Below are 18,544 nucleotides of genomic sequence, written 5' to 3' on the forward strand. Positions count from 1 at the left end.
CAGTTCAACTTTGCTTCAAGTCGCTTAGCACCTGCACAATGTGCAGTGCAATATCGGCGTGTCAGCCGCGCAGGCGCTGTCCCAATACGGTAAGCAATTCGTATTGAGAAACAGCGCTTTGCTGCGCAGCATTTTTCAGATCGAACGGCACATCCAGCCAGTCGCCTTCGCCCAGATCGGGCGCTGCTGCGAGATCGACCACGATCATGTCCATCGATACTTTTCCAAGCAGCGGCAGATGCCGGTCCCCATGCCGCAATGCGAAGCCCTTTCCGCGCGCGCGCAGGAAACCGTCCGCATAACCGAGCGAAATGGTTCCGACCCGCATTGGCCCGGTCGCGGTGAACTCACCATTATAGCCGACGCTGTCGCCCGCGCCGATTTCACGTACCTGGATGATCGCCGCTTCGATGAAGGCGACCTGATGGATCGCGTCGGCGAGCTCAGGCCGGGGTACGCCCCCATAAAGTGCAAGGCCCGGGCGCGTGACATCGACAGCGAAATCCTCGCCCAGCGCAATGCCTGCACTGTTGGACAGACTGAGACGGCGATGCGCAATCTTCCCTATCGCACCGCGGAAGGCGTGCAGCTGCCGCGCGTTCATGTCGCCGTTCTCGTCTGCCGAGGCGAGGTGCGACATCAGCAGGTCGATATCGAGCGCTTGCAGTGCTTCGCTGTCCAGCTCACCCGTCGACACGCCAAGGCGATTGATGCCGGTATCGATCATGAGGTGGCAGACGCCTCCCCCGCCCGCTATCCATCGCTCCGCCTGAGGAACCGAGTTGATGACCGGGCGCACACCGGTTGCGATCGCGTAATCGACCTCGGCGCTGGTCAACGGCCCGTGCAAGACCGCAATCTGATCTGCGGCGACATGTTTGAGGACAGCTTCGACCTCGCTCCAGTGCGCGACGAAGAAGTGCTTGCATCCGGCATCGCGCAAGACGGGCACGCAAATGTCGACGCCCAGCCCATAGCAATCGGCCTTGACCGCTGCACCGGCTTGCGCCCTGCCTGACATCGCATCGAGAGCGCGCCAGTTGTGAGCCAGCGCTTCGGTATCGATCCGCAGCCGGTGCGTCGGCTCCGGCGCGTCAGCTTGCGACGTCATCGGCGAAATCTCGCGGCGGACCGTCAGGCAGGCCCCACCACGCCACGAGGACGCCGAATGCGACCACGCCCCAAGTGTACCAGAGCCCCGAATAGATATCCCCCGTACTCGCCACGATCACACCTGCGATCAAGGGCAGGAACCCGCCAAGATAACCAGCGCCGATGTGGTAGGGGATCGACATGGATGAATACCGGATGCGCGGCGGGAACATCTCTGAAAGCAACGCTGCGACAGATCCGTATGTCAGCGCCGACAGCATGCCCAGCATTAGCAAGATCGCGATGATGCCGATGATGTTGGCGGTATCGGGCTGCTGCTTTGAGAAGTCATAGCCGTATTCGCCAAGCGCACCCTGAATGCCCTCCGTGCGCGCGGCACCGCTGTCAAACCACGCAGGGTCAATCGCGATCGCTTCGCCGCCCGCGTTCAGGCTGAGCGTATCGCTTTCGGTCAGGGTGTACGAGACGCCCGATGCGGTGAGCGTTTCAAGCACCTTACCGCAATCGGTCTGTTCCCGGTCGAACAGGTCGGCAAACGGATCGGTGACGCATTCGGGACCGCTGATCGTGATCGGGGTCTCTTCAGCCGCTTGGGCGAGACCGGGATTCGCAAGACTGCCCAGCCCCCAGAACGCCGGAAACAGCAGAACTAGCGTAGCAAGCGCGCCGATGATGATTGGCTTTTTCCGCCCAACCCGATCCGACCACTTCCCGATCACGAGGTAGAAACTCATGGCAATAAGGCCGGAGATCAGCAGGATCAGTTCCACTGTCAGATCGGCGACATGCATCGGTCCGCGCAGGAAGCTCATCCCGGAAAAGAACGCCGTGTACCAGATCGTCGTGAGGATCCCCGTCACGCCGAAAAGGGCGACGAAGATGCGCTTCGGGTTGCCCGGATAGGTGAAGCTTTCGACGAAGGGGTTGCCCGAGGTCTCGCCCGCTTCCTTCATGGCCTGAAACACGGGGCTCTCCGACAGCATCAGCCGCATCCACAGCGAAATCACAAGCAGCAGGATGGAAAGCAGGAACGGTACACGCCAGCCCCAGCTGACGAAATCATCCTCCGGAATAAGGAAGCGGCAGGCCAGAACTACGATGATCGACAACACGAAACCGCCCGCGACGCTCGCTTGGATGAAGCTGGTGTAAAATCCGCGCTTCTCAGGCGGAGCGTGTTCGGCCACATAGATCGCCGCTCCGCCATATTCGCCGCCAAGCGCGAGGCCTTGAAGAACCCTGAGCAAGATCACGATTATGGGCGCGGCTATGCCGATCGTTTCCACCGTCGGTATGAACCCAACCCCTGCAGTCGCGATCCCCATCAGCGTTACCGTCACGAGGAATGTGTATTTGCGCCCCAGCCTGTCGCCGAGGAAGCCGAACAGGATCGCCCCGATCGGACGGAAAGCGAAACCTACCGCGAAGGTAGACCACACGAGCAGCAGGCCGAGAGTGTCGTTATCGACGTCGTAAAACGCGTCTTTCAGGATGTAAGCCAGCGTGCCGTAGATGAAGAAATCGTACCACTCGAATATGGTACCGGCACTCGATGCGCCGATGACGAGCCTGATTTCCTTTTCCGTCGGTTCACGATCCGCGAGCGCTTGCGCCTCTGCCATAATCCCCAAAAACCCCTAACGCCCGTGTCTCCGGGCTGAACATGCAACCTGTCCTAGCCGCTGGGATCATCACTGGAAAGCGCCGCCAGTGCGGCCTTCCACGGCAGCAGCAATGCACCGTGCCTGCCGGTGTGGGGTTTCGCGGGCACAAGCGCCTCGAAACCGGGCCAGTCCGGCGTAGCCCCCGCATCCTCTAGCCAAGCTTCGATGTCGCTCAGCATGTTTCGCAAGTCTCGCTCGCTCCGGCCGCGGATATCTCCTGCCATGATCGCCGCGGAGCTTTGCCCGACAGCGCAGGCTGAAACCTGCATGCCGATCCGGGAAACGCGCTGGTCGTCATCGGTATCAAGCCCGGCAATGATGGTCGAACCGCATGTGCGCGAGCGCGCCTCGGCGCGACGCGAAAATGCGCTGTCGAGCGGGTAGTTCGCCAGCGAAGCAGACAGTGCCAGCAATTGCGGTGAATAGAGCTTGGTACCGGCGGGATCGGCCATCGCCTCTATTCTTCCGTAACGACCGCTTCCGCCGCATCGGCCTCGCTCTGAACACGGGCGCGCCGCTCCGCGATCATCTGCACAAGTTCGCGCGAGAATGTGTCGACCGCAGGATAGGTCCGCGCCGACGTGATCCAGGTCGGGCGTCCCTTATATCCCCACACGGTATCGAACCCGATGGCAACGATGGAAAAGGCAAAGACGACGATGATCACGCCCTTGACGGTGCCAAACCCGAAGCCAAGCACCCGGTCGATCGGCCCAAGAATGGAATTTCGCGATGCTTCGCCGACATTACCCGCGATAACGCGCATGGCGGCATAGGGAATCAGCAGGAGGAGAGCGAAGGCGAGGATCGGCGTAACGGCCGCTCCGTTGTAAAAAGTGCCCAGCCCCTCTGTCAGCGGTCCATGCAGGTAATGGATGGAGAACGCGGCCAGTATCCAGGCCGCGAGCGAAAGCACTTCCTGCACGAGGCCCCGGATAAATCCGCCGATTGCAGCGAAGCCGACCAGCAACAGCACGATGATGTCGAACAATCCCATGGCCGCTTCGATTATGCGCTGCCCATCACCTGGTCAACGAGGTTCGAAAGTTGTCCCAAACCAAGATACTTCATGGTGGAAGATCCGTTCTTCATGTCGGACGGTCCATAACCCTTCAAAAAGCCGAGCTTCTCCGCCTCTTTCAGCCGCAAATCCGAATGCGCAACCGGTCGGATTTCACCCGCGAGCGACACCTCGCCGAACCAGGCAGCCTTGTCGGGAAGCGGTTTGTCCGCCAGCGCCGACACAAGCGCGGCGGCCACCGCGAGATCGGCCGCCGGGTCGGCGAGGCGATATCCGCCCGCGATATTGAGATACACTTCGGCAGAGCTGAAATTCAGTCCGCACCGGGATTCAAGCACGGCAAGCAGCATGGCAAGCCGCCCGTTGTCCCAGCCCACCACGGCGCGGCGCGGCGTCGCACCCGATTGCAAGCGGACAATGAGCGCCTGAATCTCCACCAGCACAGGCCGCGTGCCTTCTAAAGCCGGAAACACCGCGCTGCCTGCCAACGCTCGATCCCGCCCGGACAGGAACAGCATGGACGGGTTGGCAACCTCTTCCAGCCCCTCGGTCGCCATCGAGAAGACGCCAATTTCATCGACCGCACCGAAACGGTTCTTGAGCGCCCTCAGGATGCGGTATTGGTGGCTGCGCTCTCCCTCAAAGCTCATCACGACGTCGACCATGTGTTCAAGCACGCGCGGGCCGGCGATATTCCCGTCCTTCGTGACATGGCCGACGAGGAACAGAGCCGTCCCGTTTTCCTTGGCATAACGGATCAATTCGAGCGCGCAGCCTCGGACCTGGCTGACGGTGCCCGGAGCCCCTTCGATCGTGTCGGAATGCATCGTCTGGATGGAATCGATCACCAGCAAGGCAGGAGCCGGACCATTGCCCAGGGTCGTCAAGATATCGCGAACCGATGTTTCCGAGGCGAGGCGGATCGGCGCGTCGGCAACCCCCAGCCTCGATGCGCGCAAGCGAACCTGGCCTGCGGCTTCCTCCCCGCTCACATACACGACATCATTACCGCCGCGTGCAATGGTCGCCGCGGTTTGCAGCAGCAGCGTCGATTTTCCTATCCCCGGATCACCGCCCATGAGCACCGCCGAACCTGGCACCAGACCTCCGCCCAGCGCGCGGTCGAATTCGGCCAACCCCGTCGATTTGCGCACCGGTAGCTCGGTCGGCTTGTTGAGCGGCACAAACTCGATACCGCGCCCACCGCGCGACAGATCGTGCTTTTGCGAGAAGACCGTCGCAGGTGCGTCTTCGACCAGTGTATTCCATTCCGCGCAATCGGGGCACTGCCCCTGCCAACGCGGAGAAACACTGCCGCAGGACTGACACACAAACCGTTTCTTGCTCTTTGCCATGGCCCGCCAATATCTGGAACATTTGCAGAACGCAATTGCAAAGCCAACCTTTCCCCGGCAGAGCGTGAATCATGCGCCAAAAGGAACTGCGTCTTGCTCTGGTATGTTACGGCGGCGTCAGCCTCGCCGTTTACATGCACGGAGTAACGAAGGAAGTGTGGCACCTCGCCCGCGCGAGCCGGTGCTATCATGCGAACGAGGATAGTACGCTGACAGGCGTCGCCCGTGTGTACCGTGACTTCATTGCCGAGATCGAGCGTGATCATGGCGTGAGGCTGCGCGTGCTTCCCGATATTCTGACCGGAGCAAGCGCTGGGGGGATCAACGCTATTTTCCTGGCTCAGGCATTGCATTCGGGCCGGTCGTTCGAGCCGCTCACCGATCTTTGGCTCGAAAACGCCGATGTCAGCCGTTTGACCGACCCCGATGCGGAACCGATGTGGCGCTTTGCAAAGCTTTGGGCGCAGCCGATTGCCGATTGGTTTCTCAAACGTCCCGGGAATGCGGTCAGCGAAAGCGTCTCGCCCGAAACCCGTTCTGAAGTTCGTGGCAAAGTTTCGAGGCTTGTTCGCGGGCGCTGGTTCAGCCCGCCTTTTTCGGGCGATCGCTTCTCCGCGATGTTGTTCGAGGCGCTGGAAAGCATGGAGGCAACCGAGGATGGCCCGCCGCTACTCCCCGATGGCCATCCGATCGACCTGTTCGTGACGGCGACCGATTTTCGCGGACACGCGGAAATGCTGCGGCTGAACTCTCCGCCGATCGTCGAGGAAACAGAGCACCGCATGCCGATCGCCTTCAGGGCGAATGTGTCGCGGGCACGCGAAACGCCCTTGGCCGACCCGCTCGAACTGGTTCTCGCCGCGCGGGCGACAGCCAGCTTTCCCGGCGCATTCCCGCCGCTTACCATGGCCGAGATTGACCGGCTTGGGGACGCTGAGGGACATGACTGGTCGTCGCGTGGAGCCTTCCTCAATCGGGTGATGCCAATCCATGTTCGCGATGGCACGGTGGAGAACGTCGCCTTGATTGACGGTGCTGTGCTCGTGAACGCGCCGTTCGCAGCCGCCCTCGATGCGCTTGCGCGGCGCACGTCGCAGCGCGAAGTCGACCGGCGGTTCGTCTATATCGAACCGCGTCCGGACCGCACGGTTTCCGTGGGCGATCAACTCGACCGGCCAATCGGCTTTTTCGGAGCAATATTCGGCTCGCTTTCGACGATCCCGCGCGAACAGCCGATCCGCGATGACTTGGAACGGATCGAGCAACAAGCGCGCGATGCCGAACGGTTGAGCCGCATCGTCAGAGGGCTGCGGCCCGAGATCGAGCGCGCCGTCGAAAAGCTGTTCGGGCGGACCTTCTTCCTCGACAGTCCGACACCCAAACGCCTGGGAAATTGGCGCGCAAAAGCGCAGCAGGCCGCCGCCGAGCGTGCCGGCTATGCCTTCGGATCCTATGCCCAGACAAAGTTCAGCGCGATCATTGATCGCCTAGCCGAGCTGACGCACGCCTCCGCACCCGAACTGACGCTGGCGGATAGCGGCCTCATCGCCGAAGTGCTGCGGCGGGAATTGGCGGCGCGCGGGATAGAGACACTCACCCAGGAAAGCGGCGGCGCGACACCCGAAGCCATCGCCTTCTTCCGGGCGCACGATATCGGCTTTCGAATTCGCCGGTTGCAGCTGCTTGCGCGGCGCCTTTCGCGCGACTGGGAAACCGACCCCGATATTCCGGACGACGCGCTCGATGTCGCCCGCGGCAAGATCTACGATATCCTGAGCCTGTACCTCCGCGCGGACGACAGCGCGATCAGGTGCGGCGAATTCAGGCAGATCGCAATACATGTGCTGGAAAATCCGGGATCGGTGCTCGATTACCTCGCATCGCGCAGGCTCTTGCCGGAAACCGATATCGAAGCGGAGGAGATGTTCGCAGAAGCGCTCGAGGCGATGCCCAAAAACCTTAAGCGGCGCATGCTGCTTACCTATCTCGGCTTTCCTTTTTACGATGTCGCCACGCTTCCGCTAGTCCAGAGCGATCAACTCGCGGAGTACAATCCGGCGAAAATCGATCGCATTTCCCCAGACGACGCCCGCTCCATTCGCGAAGGCGGCACGCAGGCCACCCTGCGCGGGATCGAATTTTACAATTTCGGCGCATTCTTCAGCAGGTCCTACCGTGAAAACGACTACCTCTGGGGCCGCCTCCACGGGGCTGAGCGCATGGTCGATTTTGTTTCGTCCACGGTCGAAACTGGGCTGCCGGATACCATGGTGCGCCGCGTGAAACGCGCGGCATTCCTCGCGATCATCGCGGAGGAAGAGGCAGCAGGACGGTGCCAGCAAGGCTTGCTCGAAACCGTCCGGGAAGAAGTGATCGCGAAGTTTTCAGACGTCTGACCAGAAGAGGTCCGATTACTGCTCGATGCTGTTCCAGATCGCAGTGACGAACGCATCGGCGCTGATAAAACCGCCCTCCCCGCGATCGATATCCGCCAGCGGCTGTGCAGCCACTGCCTCCTCAAGGCTCATGCCGTCGGAATGCAGTTTCTCGACCCGTGACACGGCCTCGCCGATCATCGCGCGGTAGGCGACCAGTTCGGCCTTGTTCGACATCGGGCCATGGCCCGGAATGACCTTGGTATCGCTGTCGGTCATGGCAATGACAAGATCGAGCGATTGCATCGCGTTGTAGACGTTACCGCCCGAATTGACGTCGATAAAGGGATAGCCGGGAATGTTGAAATAGAGATCGCCCATGTGAACGATGTTCTTTTCCTCCCACATCACCACACTGTCGCCATCCGTGTGACCGCCGCCGACAAACGCTAGGTTGATCGTATCACCGTTGAGGTGAAATCTCAGGCCCTGTCCGTAAGTAACTATAGGGAGAGCTTTTTTCGGCGCTGGCGGCGTGTTGTTGCCCGCTGCCGTACCTCCTTCGGCCATGCGGATGCGGACATTGTCATGCGCAAAGATCGTCGCTCCTGTCTTGCCAAAATGCTCATTGCCGCCCGTGTGGTCGAAATGCCAATGCGTGTTGACGACGTATTTGACCGGCGTTGCGCCCAGATCGGCAACCACTGCCTCGATCTTGGTCGATAAAGGCGCGAACTGATCGTCGATCATCACGGTCGCGTCTTCGCCGTAGCTCACCCCGATATTGCCGCCCGCACCAAACAGGACCGCGACGCCTGGTGCGATTTCTTCCGAAGTGACTTCGACGTTATCGAAATTGCGCTGGGCAATCGTCGGCGATGCGACCAGCAGGGCTGCGGAGGCAATTGAAAGGGCGGCGAAACGGTTCATGGCATTCTCTCCTCTTGCGTGAGAGGACTAACCTGCGATGAAACCCGTGTCGAGCGCGCTATGTGCCGAAGACATCCTTGATCTTGCTGAAGAAGCCCTTGCTCTCCGGACACTCGTCGCCAGTCTCGGTCTCGCGGAACTCTTCGAGGATCTCTTTTTGCCGGCGGCTGAGTTTGGTCGGCGTCTCGACCTTGATCTCGACGACGAGGTCGCCGCGCCCGCGCCCTTGGAGCACCGGCATACCGGCGCCGCGCACTCGCAGCTGTTTGCCGGACTGGATGCCAACCGGAATGTCGACAGTGTTGGTCGAGCCATCGAGATCGGGGATGCTCACACTTCCGCCGAGTGCGGCTGTCGTGAAGCTGACCGGGATGCGCGCGGCGAGCGTGGTGCCTTCGCGCTCGAACACGGCGTGGTCCTTCACATGAATGAAGATATAGAGATCGCCGGGAGGGGAACCGCGCTGCCCCGCCTCACCCTTCCCTGAAAGTCGGATACGCGTACCGGTATCGACGCCCGGCGGAATATCGACTTCGAGTGCCTGTGCGCGGTCCACGCGGCCTTCGCCGCGGCAATCACCGCACGGGTCTTCGATAACTGCGCCGCGCCCGCCGCATGTGGGGCATGGCCGCTCAACCACGAACAGACCCTGTTTCGCGCGCACCGAGCCTTGTCCGTGGCACAGATTGCACTGGCGCTCACCCGTACCGGGCGTTGCGCCGGAGCCATCACACGTATCGCAGCTTTGCGAGACCTCGATCTCGATCTCGGTGGATTTGCCCTCAAACGCTTCTTCGAGCGTAACCTGCATGTCATAACGCAGATCGGCTCCGCGGCGCTGCTGTTGGCGCGCTGCGCCTGCACCGCCAAATGCGCTACCGAAAATCGTTTCGAAAATGTCGCCGATATCGGCAAAATCACCCTGACCGCCCCGGCCTCCGCCGAAACCGCCCGCGCCGTTCATCCCTTGCGTGAACGCCTCGTGCCCGTAGCGGTCATAGGCTGCGCGCTTTTGCGGATCCTTGAGACACTCATACGCCTCGTTGCACGCCTTGAACTTGGCTTCAGCATCGGCATCGCCCGGATTGCGGTCCGGGTGATACTTCATTGCGAGCTTGCGATACGCGCTTTTGAGCGTCGAGCCATCGGCATCGCGCGACACTTCGAGTGTCTGGTAATAATCGACTTGAGTAGCTGCCATAGGTATCCGTCCCAAAGCTAATCACCACCGGCACGCTGAGCGCCGGTGGTGATTGCCGGTTTCATCAGGACATCAGCCCTTGTTGTCTTCGTCGACCTCGGAGAATTCGGCGTCGACGACTTCTTCGTCGGCCGGTTCTTCGGCAGCACTGTCAGCGCCTGCGTCACCACCTTCAGGGGCGGCGTTTGCCTGCTCCTGTTCGTAGATCTGCTGACCCATCTTCATCGCTACCTGCGTCAGAGCTTCGGCCTTCGCTGTGATCTCGTCCGCATCGTCGCCTTCAAGAGCGGTCTTGGTGGCGGCCAGCGCTTCCTCGACTTCGGCCTTCGTACCGGCGTCGATCTTGTCGCCATGCTCTTCGAGCTGCTTCTCGGTGGCGTGCACGAGGCTGTCGGCCTGGTTGCGCGCTTCGGCAGCGGCTTTACGCTTCTTGTCCTCGTCCGCGAATTTCTCCGCGTCCTGCACCATCTGGTCGATGTCGGAATCCGACAGACCGCCCGATGCCTGGATCTTGATCGTCTGTTCCTTGCCGGTGCCTTTGTCCTTCGCAGCAACCGACACAATGCCGTTTGCGTCGATATCGAAGGTGACCTCGATCTGCGGGACACCGCGCGGTGCGGGCGGAATGCCGACAAGGTCGAAATTGCCGAGCAGCTTGTTGTCAGCCGCCATTTCACGCTCGCCCTGATAGACCTTGATCGTCACCGCGTTCTGATTGTCTTCGGCGGTCGAGTAGGTCTGGGTCTTCTTCGTCGGGATCGTCGTGTTGCGATCGATCATGCGAGTAAAGACCCCGCCCAGCGTTTCGATACCGAGCGAAAGCGGCGTCACGTCGAGCAGCAGCACATCCTTGACGTCGCCCTGAAGGACGCCGGCCTGGATTGCAGCACCCATGGCGACCACTTCATCGGGGTTCACACCGGTGTGCGGCTTCGCTTCGAAGAATTTCTCGACCACTTCGCGGACGCGCGGCATGCGGGTCATGCCGCCCACCAGGATCACTTCGTCGATCTCGTCCTTGCTGACGCCCGCATCGGCCAGAGCCTTTTTGCAGGGCTCGAGCGTGCGATCGATCAGCTTGCCGACCAGCTTTTCGAGGTCGGCGCGGCTGATAGTTTCAACAAGGTGCAGCGGGGTAGATGAACCACCTTCCATGCGCGCGGTAATGAAGGGCAGGTTGACTTCGGTCGTGGCCGAACTCGAAAGCTCGATCTTGGCCTTTTCCGCCGCTTCTTTCAGACGCTGAAGCGCGAGCTTGTCGGTCTTCAGGTCCATGTTCTCTTTTTTCTGGAACTGCTCGGCGAGGTAATCGACGATCGCGTTGTCGAAATCTTCACCGCCCAGGAAAGTGTCGCCGTTGGTGGACTTCACTTCGAACACACCGTCACCGATCTCGAGGATCGAGACGTCGAAAGTACCGCCGCCAAGGTCGTAAACAGCAATGGTCTTGCCGTCTTCCTTGTCCATGCCATAGGCAAGCGCAGCAGCCGTTGGCTCGTTGATGATGCGCAGCACTTCTAGACCGGCGATCTGGCCGGCGTCCTTGGTCGCCTGGCGCTGCGCGTCGTTGAAGTAAGCGGGGACCGTGATGACGGCCTGCTCAACCGTTTCGCCGAGATAGCTTTCGGCGGTTTCCTTCATCTTCTGCAGGATAAAGGCGGAAATCTGGCTGGGGGAGTATTCCTCACCGCCTGCTTCGACCCAGGCATCGCCGTTCTTGCCCTTTACGATGTCGTAAGGGACGATCTCCATATCCTTCTTGGTCAGAGGATCGTCGAAACGGCGGCCGATAAGCCGCTTGATCGCGAACAGAGTGTTGTCCGGATTGGTGACCGCCTGGCGCTTGGCAGGCTGACCGATCAATCGCTCACCATCCTTGGTGAAGGCGACGATGGAAGGCGTCGTGCGCGCGCCTTCGGAATTTTCGATAACCTTGGGCTTGCCGCCATCCATCACTGCAACGCAGGAGTTGGTCGTGCCGAGGTCGATACCGATTACTTTACCCATTATTTCCCCATCCTATCATGGTCTTTGGACACCGCCTTCGTGTGCTTCCCCGGTGGAAAATCCTTTGGGCAAAGCGCCTCGGCGGCTCGAATATGAGGCGGATATAGGTGCGGTTTTGCTTGGCACAAGAGATTGGCCGCACTAGTTTTCAAACCATCCAAGGAGGGGACACAAACGTGGATGCAACTACAAAAACGGGACGCAATATGAAGAAATTGCTGGTCGCTGCCGCGCTTGGCAGCACGATTATGCTGGGGGCGTGCGAAAGCGAAGTCGAAGCGCCGGTAGCAGTCGAAGGGCAAGTGCCGGGCATCAGCGTCGATAACGCGCGGATGATCCTTGGGGCCGTCGAAGGCAACCCGGCAGCCGTCTATTTCGACCTCACCTACGAAGGAGATCGGGGCCTCACCATTCGCCGGGCCGACGTTACTCAGGCAGGCAGCGCGACCTTGCACGATTACGGCGAGTACGATTTCAAAGTACAGATGATGGAAGCGCTACCGATTGCGATCAAGAAGGGTTCGGAGGTTAGCTTCGAGCCGGGCGGTCTGCATGTCATGGCATTCGAGCCGTCACCCGAACTCAAACCCGGTGACAAGGCCGAAGTTACGCTGACCGTCTCCGGCGGGGGCACCCACACTTTCGAGGCGGATGTCTTGCCCGCAGGGGACGAGCGCGGCCTTCCTGCACCGAATAGCGGGGACGACAGCTGAAGCACGGCGACCTACCGACCGGCACCGATACTCCGCTGCCCGCCTGCCCGGTGGGCGGCGAACGGCATCTGACGCCGGGCGAGGTCACCCTCGCCCGCACCGTCTATGGCGATGCGATCGATTACCGTTCGGTCAAGCTGAAACGCCGCAAGTTCTTTCCGTTTCAGCCCAAACGAATAACGATGGCACCGCGCGGGCATGTGCATTTCCATCCCGGCGGTTCGGCCTATTGCGATGACTTCTCTGCCGAGAATCTCGCGCGCCAGGGCCTTTTGATCCACGAGCTTGCTCATGTCTGGCAGACGCAGACGCGCGGCGACTGGTATCTCATCCTCAACCGCCACCCTTTCTGCCGCTACGACTACACGCTGAAACCGGGCCAGCCATTCAGTGCCTATGGCATCGAGCAGCAGGCCGAAATCGTGAAGCACGCCTTCTGGCTGAGGCACGGTGCGAAGGTCGCCGGGATCGCGGACAAGGCTGCCTATGACATGCTCGTGCGCTTCAAGGGCGCAACTTTGTAATCGCATTGCCGCAGCGCGCCGTAGCGGTATGGCAAAAATGCGCTTTGCCTGCCCCGAATTCGTGGGATAGCGGCGAGCCCGGGACCTGAAAAAAGGAGCAGACCGTGATCACTCTCACCCAGCTGGACGGCGCACATCTCATCACCATGGACGACGGCAAGGTAAACGCGCTTAACAAGGAAAAGCTCGATGCGCTGGTAGCGGCCCTGGCCGAGTGCGCCGGTGATCAGGCACCTGTAGCTATTCGCGGGCGATCCGGCATTTTCTCGGCAGGCTTCGACCTCAAAGGCTTCGCTGCCGGGCCCGAAACCGCCACCGCACAGCTTCAGGCAGGCAAGGACGCGATCCTCGCCATCCTGCGCCACCCGGCTCCGGTGATCACCCTTTGCGAAGGCCACGCCTATCCTATGGGCGCCTTTCTGATGTTGGCGGCGGACAAGGCCATCGGCACGCGCGGCGATTTCGTGACCGGCATGAACGAGAGCGCGATCGGGATGGCGCTGCCGATCTATCCCATGATCCTCGGCGCGGCGCGGCTCGGCCCGCATGGCCGCAAAGCAGTTGCCACGTCAGAGATGTTCGCCCCCGACGCCGCGCGCGAGGCGGGTTATTTCGACCGGGTCGTCGAGCCAAACGAGGTGGACAGCGCGCTCACCGAGGAGCTCGCCCACATGAAGGGCCTGAACGCAGGCGCTTTCAACGCGAACAAGGCGGCAATGAACCGCCAATTGATCGACGATATCGAAGCAAGCCCGCTCCCTGATTTTGGGTGAAGCTATCGCACTCGCAGTTCTTTCATCAGCGATAAGACTGCCGCGGCAACCTCATTTTCCGCGTCGACGGAAATTGCGTGCGAGTAAACTGAATCTACGCGGTAATCCAAGCCAATTGCAGCAATTGCTATTTCCGGATCATTCTCAATCTCTTGAACGGTATTTAGAAAGTGGCGCCACAGAAAAGATGGTTCGTTGGCTTGCAAAGTGGAGTCATCTACCGGTGCTCCGTCACTTACCACAATCAGCAGTTTCTGTTCTCTTCGTTCCTCTTTGAGACGTTCGCACGCCCACGCCAACGCCTCTCCATCCACGTTCTCGAAAAGAACGTTGTGGAGGTTCATCGGCTCAAGGTCTATCTTCCGGGCAGGCTCGTCGAAATCTGAGTGCCGCACGAAAAGCAAGTCGCACAAACGTCCAGGATACTTGCGCTTTCCCGATGATGACCATTTTTGGCGCGAGCGACCACCGTGCCAGCCTACCGTTGTGAAACCAACAAGAGACGTCCTTGCATCGCAAATCTCCAAATGCTCGAGACAGCCGGCCAATTGCGCCGAAACTTGAGGCATCCGTTCCGCCATCGAACCGGATTGGTCCAGCATGACAAGGATAGACGTGTCCGACAGATCCACATGCTCACGGCTTCCCAGGTTCTCGCAAGTACGATCTCTAGCGGCTTTGGCGACGGCAATCCGGTCTGGATTACTCTCTTCACTGAGGTGACGTGCAGGCGCGCGATTAAGCGCATGCTCTTCAAGTAGCCGGTCGACCTCGGTGCCATGGCAGACAATGTCGTACTCGGTAGTGAACACCGAATAGGACAATTCTGGACGATCTTTCTCAGTCTTAGCTGAAAAGATCGACCTAAGTAGCCAGACAATCGACACACCAATAACGAGCGCGATGAGAAAGCCCGTCAACGCCAATTTCGATCAATCCGGCTTCTTCGCCACACCCACCATTGCTGGGCGCAGCAGGCGGTCCTTGATCATCCAGCCCGACTGCATTTCCTGCACAATAGTGCCCGGCTCCTTGTCGTCCGTCGGCACTTCCATCATCGCTTGATGCTGGTTTGGGTCGAGCGGCAGGCCCATCGCGGCGATCCGTTCGATGCCGTGCTGTTTGAAGACCTTTTCAAGCTCTCGCTGCGTTGCTTCAAGGCCGACCACCAGACCTTTCATCTTCTCGTCCTCGCGCAGCGATCCCGGGATGGCATCGATGGCGCGTGAGAGATTGTCCGCTACGCTCAGAATGTCGCGCGCAAAGCCGGTCGCGGCATAGTTGCGCGCGTCCTGAATGTCCTTTTCCGCGCGGCGGCGGACATTCTGCGTGTCGGCCTTGGCATAAAGCACTTCCTGCTTCGCCTCGTCCAGATCGCGGCGCAAGGCTTCGAGCGCTTCGGTCAGGTCGGTGTCGCTTTCCGGCGCTTCCAGCTCGTCATCATCGGTGAGGAATTCCTCCGGCACGCCCTTCAGTTCTGCCTTTACGTCTTCATTCACCGCATCTTCCTGCGGCTTGTCATTGTCGATCATGTGCTTTGATTTTCCATTCAAACGATGAGCTTGTCCAGCGAACGGCCAAGCGATCTTGCGGTCAGGTCAACCATGGGGACAACCCGCGCGTAATTCAACCGCGTGGGCCCGATCACGCCCAGAACACCGACGATGCGCCCTTCCCTGTCGCGGTAGGGCGAGGCGATGACCGATGATCCGGAGAGCCCAAACAGTCGGTTTTCGCTGCCGATGAAAATGCGCGTCGCATCGGCTTCGCGCGCGCTTTCGAGCAGACTGGCGACCGATTGCTTGTTTTCCAGATCATCGAGCAGCGATCGCACCCGGTCGATATCGTCAAGCGCGCTTTCATCCAGCAGGTTGGCCGCGCCGCGCACGATCAGGACCGGACGCTCATCGGCATCCGCGCTCCACACCGCGAGGCCGCGTTCGACCAGATCTCTACTGGCATCGTCCAGCTGAGTTTTCCCCGCCCGGAGTTCCGCGTGCATCGCCTGCGCAGCGTCGGCCAGCGTCCTGCCGGATAGGCGCGAGGTGATGTAATTGCTGGCCTGATCGAGCGCGCTGGGGCTGAGCGCACCTCCAAGCTCCATGACCCGGTTCTCGACCCCGCCATCCTCGCCAACAAGCACGGCGAGCGCCCTGCCCTGTCCCAGATCGACAAGACTGAACTGCGCCAGTTTCTGTTCGCGCGTGGGGACCATCACCATGCCCGCGGCTCCCGACAGGTCGGAGAGCAGTGCGCTCGTTTTCTGCAGCGCCTGCTCCACCGGGCCGCTTTCCGAAAGGCGCGCTTCGATCTGCGCGCGTTCTTCATGGGTCGGCTCGGCGACGCGCATCATTCCATCGACGAAGATGCGCAGTCCTGCATCGGTCGGCATCCGGCCCGCGCTGGTATGCGGCGCAGCCAGAAGCCCGAGACTTTCCAGCTCTGCCAGAACCGACCGGATGGAAGCCGGCGAGAGGCTGAGCGTGCCATCGGCCGCCAAAGTCTTCGAACCGACAGGCTGTCCGCTCTCGATGTACCCTTCGACCACACGGCGAAAAATCTCGCGCGCCCTCTCGGCCAGTTCGGTGATCGGTGGTGAAGCCATATCGTCCATTTAGCGCACATCGCGCATTCGCCAAGCCTTGCGGCCAGCGATGTTCCCCGCCACACCGCGCGGCAAGACACGAATCGAACACCCAGGAGCTTTATTCATGCGCCCATCAGGACGCGCGCCCGACGAAATGCGCGCTATCACCATCGAAACCGGTTTTACCAAGCACGCAGAGGGCTCCTGCCTCATCAGCTTCGGCGATACCCGCGTGCTGTGCACCGCAAGCGTCGAAGAACGCATCCCGCCATGGCTGCGCGGCAAGGGCGAAGGCTGGGTTACCGGCGAATATTCGATGCTCCCGCGCTCCACGCACACGCGCAGCAGCCGCGAAGCCGCCCGCGGCAAGCAGTCCGGCCGCACGCAGGAGATTCAGCGTCTGATCGGTCGCAGCCTTCGCGCGGTGGTTGATCTCAAGAAACTGGGCGAGCGCCAGATTACGCTCGATTGCGATGTGATCCAGGCCGACGGCGGAACACGCACTGCATCGATCTCCGGCGCGTGGATCGCGCTGCGTCTCGCGGTGAACGGGCTGATGCAGAGCGGCGATATCAAGGAAGATCCGATCACGGGCCAGGTCGCGGCCATTTCCTGCGGCATCTATAATGGCACGCCGGTGCTCGATCTCGATTACCCCGAGGATTCTTCCGCAGAGGCCGATGCCAATTTCGTCCTGATCGAAGGCGGTCAAATCGCCGAAGTGCAAGCCACTGCCGAAGGCGCGACCTATGACGAAGAAGGCCTGCTGCGCCTGCTGCGCCTCGCCCGGATCGGCTGCGACGGCATCTTCGCCAAGCAGCTGGAAGCGACAAAATGACGCGGAAACTTGGCGGCGGGTCGCTTGTGATTGCAACCCACAATTCCGGCAAACTGAAGGAAATCTCGGCGCTGCTCGACCCGTATGGAATGAAGTGCATCTCTGCCGGGTCGCTTGGCCTGCCGGAGCCGCCTGAAACCGGAACGACCTTTGCCGAGAACGCCCTCATAAAAGCGCGCTCGGCAGCGGAAGCATCAGGCCTTGCAGCCCTGGCCGATGACAGCGGCCTCGGCGTCGATGCGCTGGGCGGACGCCCGGGTGTCTACACCGCCGATTGGGCCGAGCGGCAATGGTTCGAAGGCGATCCGGGCCGCGACTGGTACATGGCCATGGGCAAGGTCGAAGGGATGTTGCAACAGCTTGGTTCCGACACTGATCGCAGCGCGGCATTTCATTGCGTGTTGGCGATTGCGTGGCCCGACGGAGAGCATGCGATCTACGAAGGGCAATGCCCCGGTTCGCTCACCTGGCCGCCGCGCGGAGAAATGGGTTTCGGCTACGATCCGGTCTTCATTCCCAATGGCCGCGAGCAAACCTTTGCCGAGATCGACCAGGCTGAAAAGCACTCCATCAGCCACCGCGCCGATGCGTTTGCAAAACTGGTCGCGGACCAGTTCGGCAGCTGATCAATAGGCGAACTGACCGACGATATTTCCCTGCGGAGAATATCGGCAGACGAGATAATCGCGGCCCGTCCCGGTTGCGATACCGCAGCCTAGCCTTTCCGTATTGCGCCAGATGATCTGGGTGTAATGGCCGACATCCTGCCAGCGCCCTGTCGTGCTGACATAGGGGAAGCTGTCGTGGATGTAGTATTGCTTCTCATCGATCCAGCCTGCGGCCATTTCTTCAAAGGTGAACGCGCTTTCGGTGCCCGCCCATAGGTTCTCACCTTGGTTTGGACGCGTGGTCCCCGGGCTGTGTTCGAACCGTCCTGACGCTGCGAGTTCCTCAGCGTAGGCGAGCGCCGCGCGGCTGAGGTCATCGTCCAGTACCAGGTCGGGGACACCGACCTCTGCGCGCGCCCGATTATGATCGCGCAACATCACTTGCAGCAACTCGTCCTGAACCGTCGTCACAGTGCCCGGTGGGGTGGGCGATGGCGAAGGTGTGGGAGCGGGCGTCGGGGTCGGCGATGGGGACGGCGTAGGGCTTGGCGCGGGAGGTGAGCCTGGAAGCGGCGCGACGGCGACAGCCGTGCCCCCGCCCGAAGAAGACCCTCCGCCTCCGCAACCTGCCAGCAAGAACGGCAAAGCGAAGACGAGTATGCTCGATGAGCGCAGCAAATCGCGTCCTGTTTTCATGAAATTTCTATCGACCCCGCATGTCTAATTCCGCCTGAACCAACATGCTTAATTCTCGTTAGTCAAAACCGCTCGGCTCGAATGCGCAACCGCCGATGCCTCACCCGGTGCGGGAATGAGCTGAAGTGACCGATTGGCT

19 protein-coding genes are annotated in these 18,544 nt (G+C 60.7%); 7 read left to right on the top strand and 12 right to left on the bottom strand.

Features of this window, described 5'->3' with window-relative positions:
- Positions 1-61 precede the first annotated feature (61 nt).
- From alr to radA, 5 genes are read right to left on the bottom strand one after another with little or no spacing between them, the layout of a single operon-like run.
- Positions 62-1,111 (bottom strand): alanine racemase, encoded by a 1,050-nt coding sequence (gene alr, locus IB285_RS05890; RefSeq protein ID WP_190787299.1) that lies wholly within the window; start codon positions 1,109-1,111, stop codon positions 62-64.
- Complete coding sequence (locus IB285_RS05895) at positions 1,095-2,735, bottom strand: MFS transporter (RefSeq protein WP_190787300.1); 1,641 nt, start codon at positions 2,733-2,735, stop codon at positions 1,095-1,097. Before IB285_RS05895 ends, alr begins: the two co-directional genes overlap by 17 nt.
- Positions 2,736-2,788: 53 nt before the next feature.
- Positions 2,789-3,229: an iron-sulfur cluster assembly scaffold protein gene (locus IB285_RS05900; RefSeq protein ID WP_190787301.1), complete on the bottom strand. Its 441-nt coding sequence runs from the start codon at positions 3,227-3,229 to the stop codon at positions 2,789-2,791.
- A 5-nt stretch (positions 3,230-3,234) separates the two neighbouring features.
- A complete protein-coding gene (locus tag IB285_RS05905) occupies positions 3,235-3,774 on the bottom strand; it encodes a CvpA family protein (RefSeq protein WP_190787302.1) in 540 nt (179 codons plus the stop codon).
- An 11-nt stretch (positions 3,775-3,785) separates the two neighbouring features.
- Entirely contained in the window at positions 3,786-5,153 is a 1,368-nt protein-coding gene (gene radA, locus IB285_RS05910; RefSeq protein ID WP_190787303.1) for a DNA repair protein RadA, read from the bottom strand.
- Between the two features lie 71 nt (positions 5,154-5,224).
- Between radA and IB285_RS05915 the strand changes: the two genes are divergently transcribed.
- Entirely contained in the window at positions 5,225-7,549 is a 2,325-nt protein-coding gene (locus IB285_RS05915; protein WP_190787304.1) for a patatin-like protein, read from the top strand.
- A gap of 15 nt (positions 7,550-7,564) precedes the next feature.
- Here the strand turns inward: IB285_RS05915 and IB285_RS05920 are convergent, their stop codons facing one another.
- From IB285_RS05920 to dnaK, 3 genes are all read right to left on the bottom strand, one after another.
- Positions 7,565-8,458 (bottom strand): MBL fold metallo-hydrolase, encoded by an 894-nt coding sequence (locus tag IB285_RS05920; protein ID WP_190787305.1) that lies wholly within the window; start codon positions 8,456-8,458, stop codon positions 7,565-7,567.
- A 58-nt stretch (positions 8,459-8,516) separates the two neighbouring features.
- Entirely contained in the window at positions 8,517-9,659 is a 1,143-nt protein-coding gene (dnaJ, locus tag IB285_RS05925; RefSeq protein ID WP_190787306.1) for a molecular chaperone DnaJ, read from the bottom strand.
- 72 nt (positions 9,660-9,731) lie between these two features.
- Positions 9,732-11,666, bottom strand: coding sequence for a molecular chaperone DnaK (gene dnaK, locus IB285_RS05930; RefSeq protein ID WP_190787307.1), 1,935 nt, complete (start codon positions 11,664-11,666; stop codon positions 9,732-9,734).
- A gap of 176 nt (positions 11,667-11,842) precedes the next feature.
- Between dnaK and IB285_RS05935 the strand changes: the two genes are divergently transcribed.
- From IB285_RS05935 to IB285_RS05945, 3 genes are all read left to right on the top strand, one after another.
- Positions 11,843-12,379 (top strand): copper chaperone PCu(A)C, encoded by a 537-nt coding sequence (locus IB285_RS05935; protein WP_328705857.1) that lies wholly within the window; start codon positions 11,843-11,845, stop codon positions 12,377-12,379.
- A 50-nt stretch (positions 12,380-12,429) separates the two neighbouring features.
- Positions 12,430-12,903, top strand: a complete 474-nt coding sequence (locus IB285_RS05940) for a vgr related protein (RefSeq protein WP_190787308.1) — start codon at positions 12,430-12,432, stop codon at positions 12,901-12,903.
- Between the two features lie 104 nt (positions 12,904-13,007).
- Positions 13,008-13,676, top strand: a complete 669-nt coding sequence (locus tag IB285_RS05945) for a crotonase/enoyl-CoA hydratase family protein (RefSeq protein ID WP_190787309.1) — start codon at positions 13,008-13,010, stop codon at positions 13,674-13,676.
- A gap of 2 nt (positions 13,677-13,678) precedes the next feature.
- On the opposite strand, the gene IB285_RS05950 is transcribed toward IB285_RS05945, so the two are convergent.
- The 3 genes from IB285_RS05950 to hrcA are packed head-to-tail and all read right to left on the bottom strand — an operon-like array spanning position 13,679 to position 16,281.
- Positions 13,679-14,596 carry a cobaltochelatase CobT-related protein gene (locus tag IB285_RS05950; RefSeq protein ID WP_190787310.1) on the bottom strand — a complete coding sequence of 306 codons (918 nt, stop codon included), beginning with the start codon at positions 14,594-14,596 and terminating at the stop codon, positions 13,679-13,681.
- Positions 14,597-14,608: 12 nt separating this feature from the next.
- Positions 14,609-15,208, bottom strand: coding sequence for a nucleotide exchange factor GrpE (gene grpE, locus IB285_RS05955; protein WP_190787311.1), 600 nt, complete (start codon positions 15,206-15,208; stop codon positions 14,609-14,611).
- Between the two features lie 17 nt (positions 15,209-15,225).
- On the bottom strand, positions 15,226-16,281 hold the full coding sequence (hrcA, locus tag IB285_RS05960; protein WP_190789014.1) for a heat-inducible transcriptional repressor HrcA: 1,056 nt from the start codon (positions 16,279-16,281) through the stop codon (positions 15,226-15,228).
- Between the two features lie 106 nt (positions 16,282-16,387).
- On the opposite strand from hrcA, the gene rph reads away from it, so the two are divergent.
- A complete protein-coding gene (gene rph / locus IB285_RS05965) occupies positions 16,388-17,101 on the top strand; it encodes a ribonuclease PH (protein ID WP_190787312.1) in 714 nt (237 codons plus the stop codon).
- Positions 17,098-17,727: an RdgB/HAM1 family non-canonical purine NTP pyrophosphatase gene (rdgB, locus tag IB285_RS05970; protein ID WP_190787313.1), complete on the top strand. Its 630-nt coding sequence runs from the start codon at positions 17,098-17,100 to the stop codon at positions 17,725-17,727. The genes rph and rdgB overlap by 4 nt, the downstream gene beginning before the upstream one ends.
- Here rdgB and IB285_RS05975 read toward each other — a convergent pair whose 3' ends face one another.
- Positions 17,728-18,180 (bottom strand): CAP domain-containing protein, encoded by a 453-nt coding sequence (locus IB285_RS05975; protein WP_199803337.1) that lies wholly within the window; start codon positions 18,178-18,180, stop codon positions 17,728-17,730. It abuts the gene before it with no gap.
- A 1-nt stretch (position 18,181) separates the two neighbouring features.
- On the opposite strand from IB285_RS05975, the gene IB285_RS05980 reads away from it, so the two are divergent.
- On the top strand, positions 18,182-18,433 hold the full coding sequence (locus IB285_RS05980; protein WP_190787314.1) for a hypothetical protein: 252 nt from the start codon (positions 18,182-18,184) through the stop codon (positions 18,431-18,433).
- Positions 18,434-18,544 lie beyond the last annotated feature (111 nt).

Source organism: Erythrobacter rubeus (assembly GCF_014705715.1).
Lineage (GTDB): Bacteria > Pseudomonadota > Alphaproteobacteria > Sphingomonadales > Sphingomonadaceae > Erythrobacter > Erythrobacter rubeus.

Coding starts and splice junctions, on each gene's coding strand:
- IB285_RS05920 (WP_190787305.1), bottom strand. CDS start 8,458: ATGAACCGTTTCGCCGCCCTTTCAATTGCCTCCGCAGCCCTGCTGGTC.
- grpE (WP_190787311.1), bottom strand. CDS start 15,208: ATGATCGACAATGACAAGCCGCAGGAAGATGCGGTGAATGAAGACGTA.
- IB285_RS05915 (WP_190787304.1), top strand. CDS start 5,225: ATGCGCCAAAAGGAACTGCGTCTTGCTCTGGTATGTTACGGCGGCGTC.
- hrcA (WP_190789014.1), bottom strand. CDS start 16,281: ATGGCTTCACCACCGATCACCGAACTGGCCGAGAGGGCGCGCGAGATT.
- dnaJ (WP_190787306.1), bottom strand. CDS start 9,659: ATGGCAGCTACTCAAGTCGATTATTACCAGACACTCGAAGTGTCGCGC.
- IB285_RS05895 (WP_190787300.1), bottom strand. CDS start 2,735: ATGGCAGAGGCGCAAGCGCTCGCGGATCGTGAACCGACGGAAAAGGAA.
- IB285_RS05900 (WP_190787301.1), bottom strand. CDS start 3,229: ATGGCCGATCCCGCCGGTACCAAGCTCTATTCACCGCAATTGCTGGCA.
- rdgB (WP_190787313.1), top strand. CDS start 17,098: ATGACGCGGAAACTTGGCGGCGGGTCGCTTGTGATTGCAACCCACAAT.
- alr (WP_190787299.1), bottom strand. CDS start 1,111: ATGACGTCGCAAGCTGACGCGCCGGAGCCGACGCACCGGCTGCGGATC.
- dnaK (WP_190787307.1), bottom strand. CDS start 11,666: ATGGGTAAAGTAATCGGTATCGACCTCGGCACGACCAACTCCTGCGTT.
- radA (WP_190787303.1), bottom strand. CDS start 5,153: ATGGCAAAGAGCAAGAAACGGTTTGTGTGTCAGTCCTGCGGCAGTGTT.
- IB285_RS05905 (WP_190787302.1), bottom strand. CDS start 3,774: ATGGGATTGTTCGACATCATCGTGCTGTTGCTGGTCGGCTTCGCTGCA.
- rph (WP_190787312.1), top strand. CDS start 16,388: ATGCGCCCATCAGGACGCGCGCCCGACGAAATGCGCGCTATCACCATC.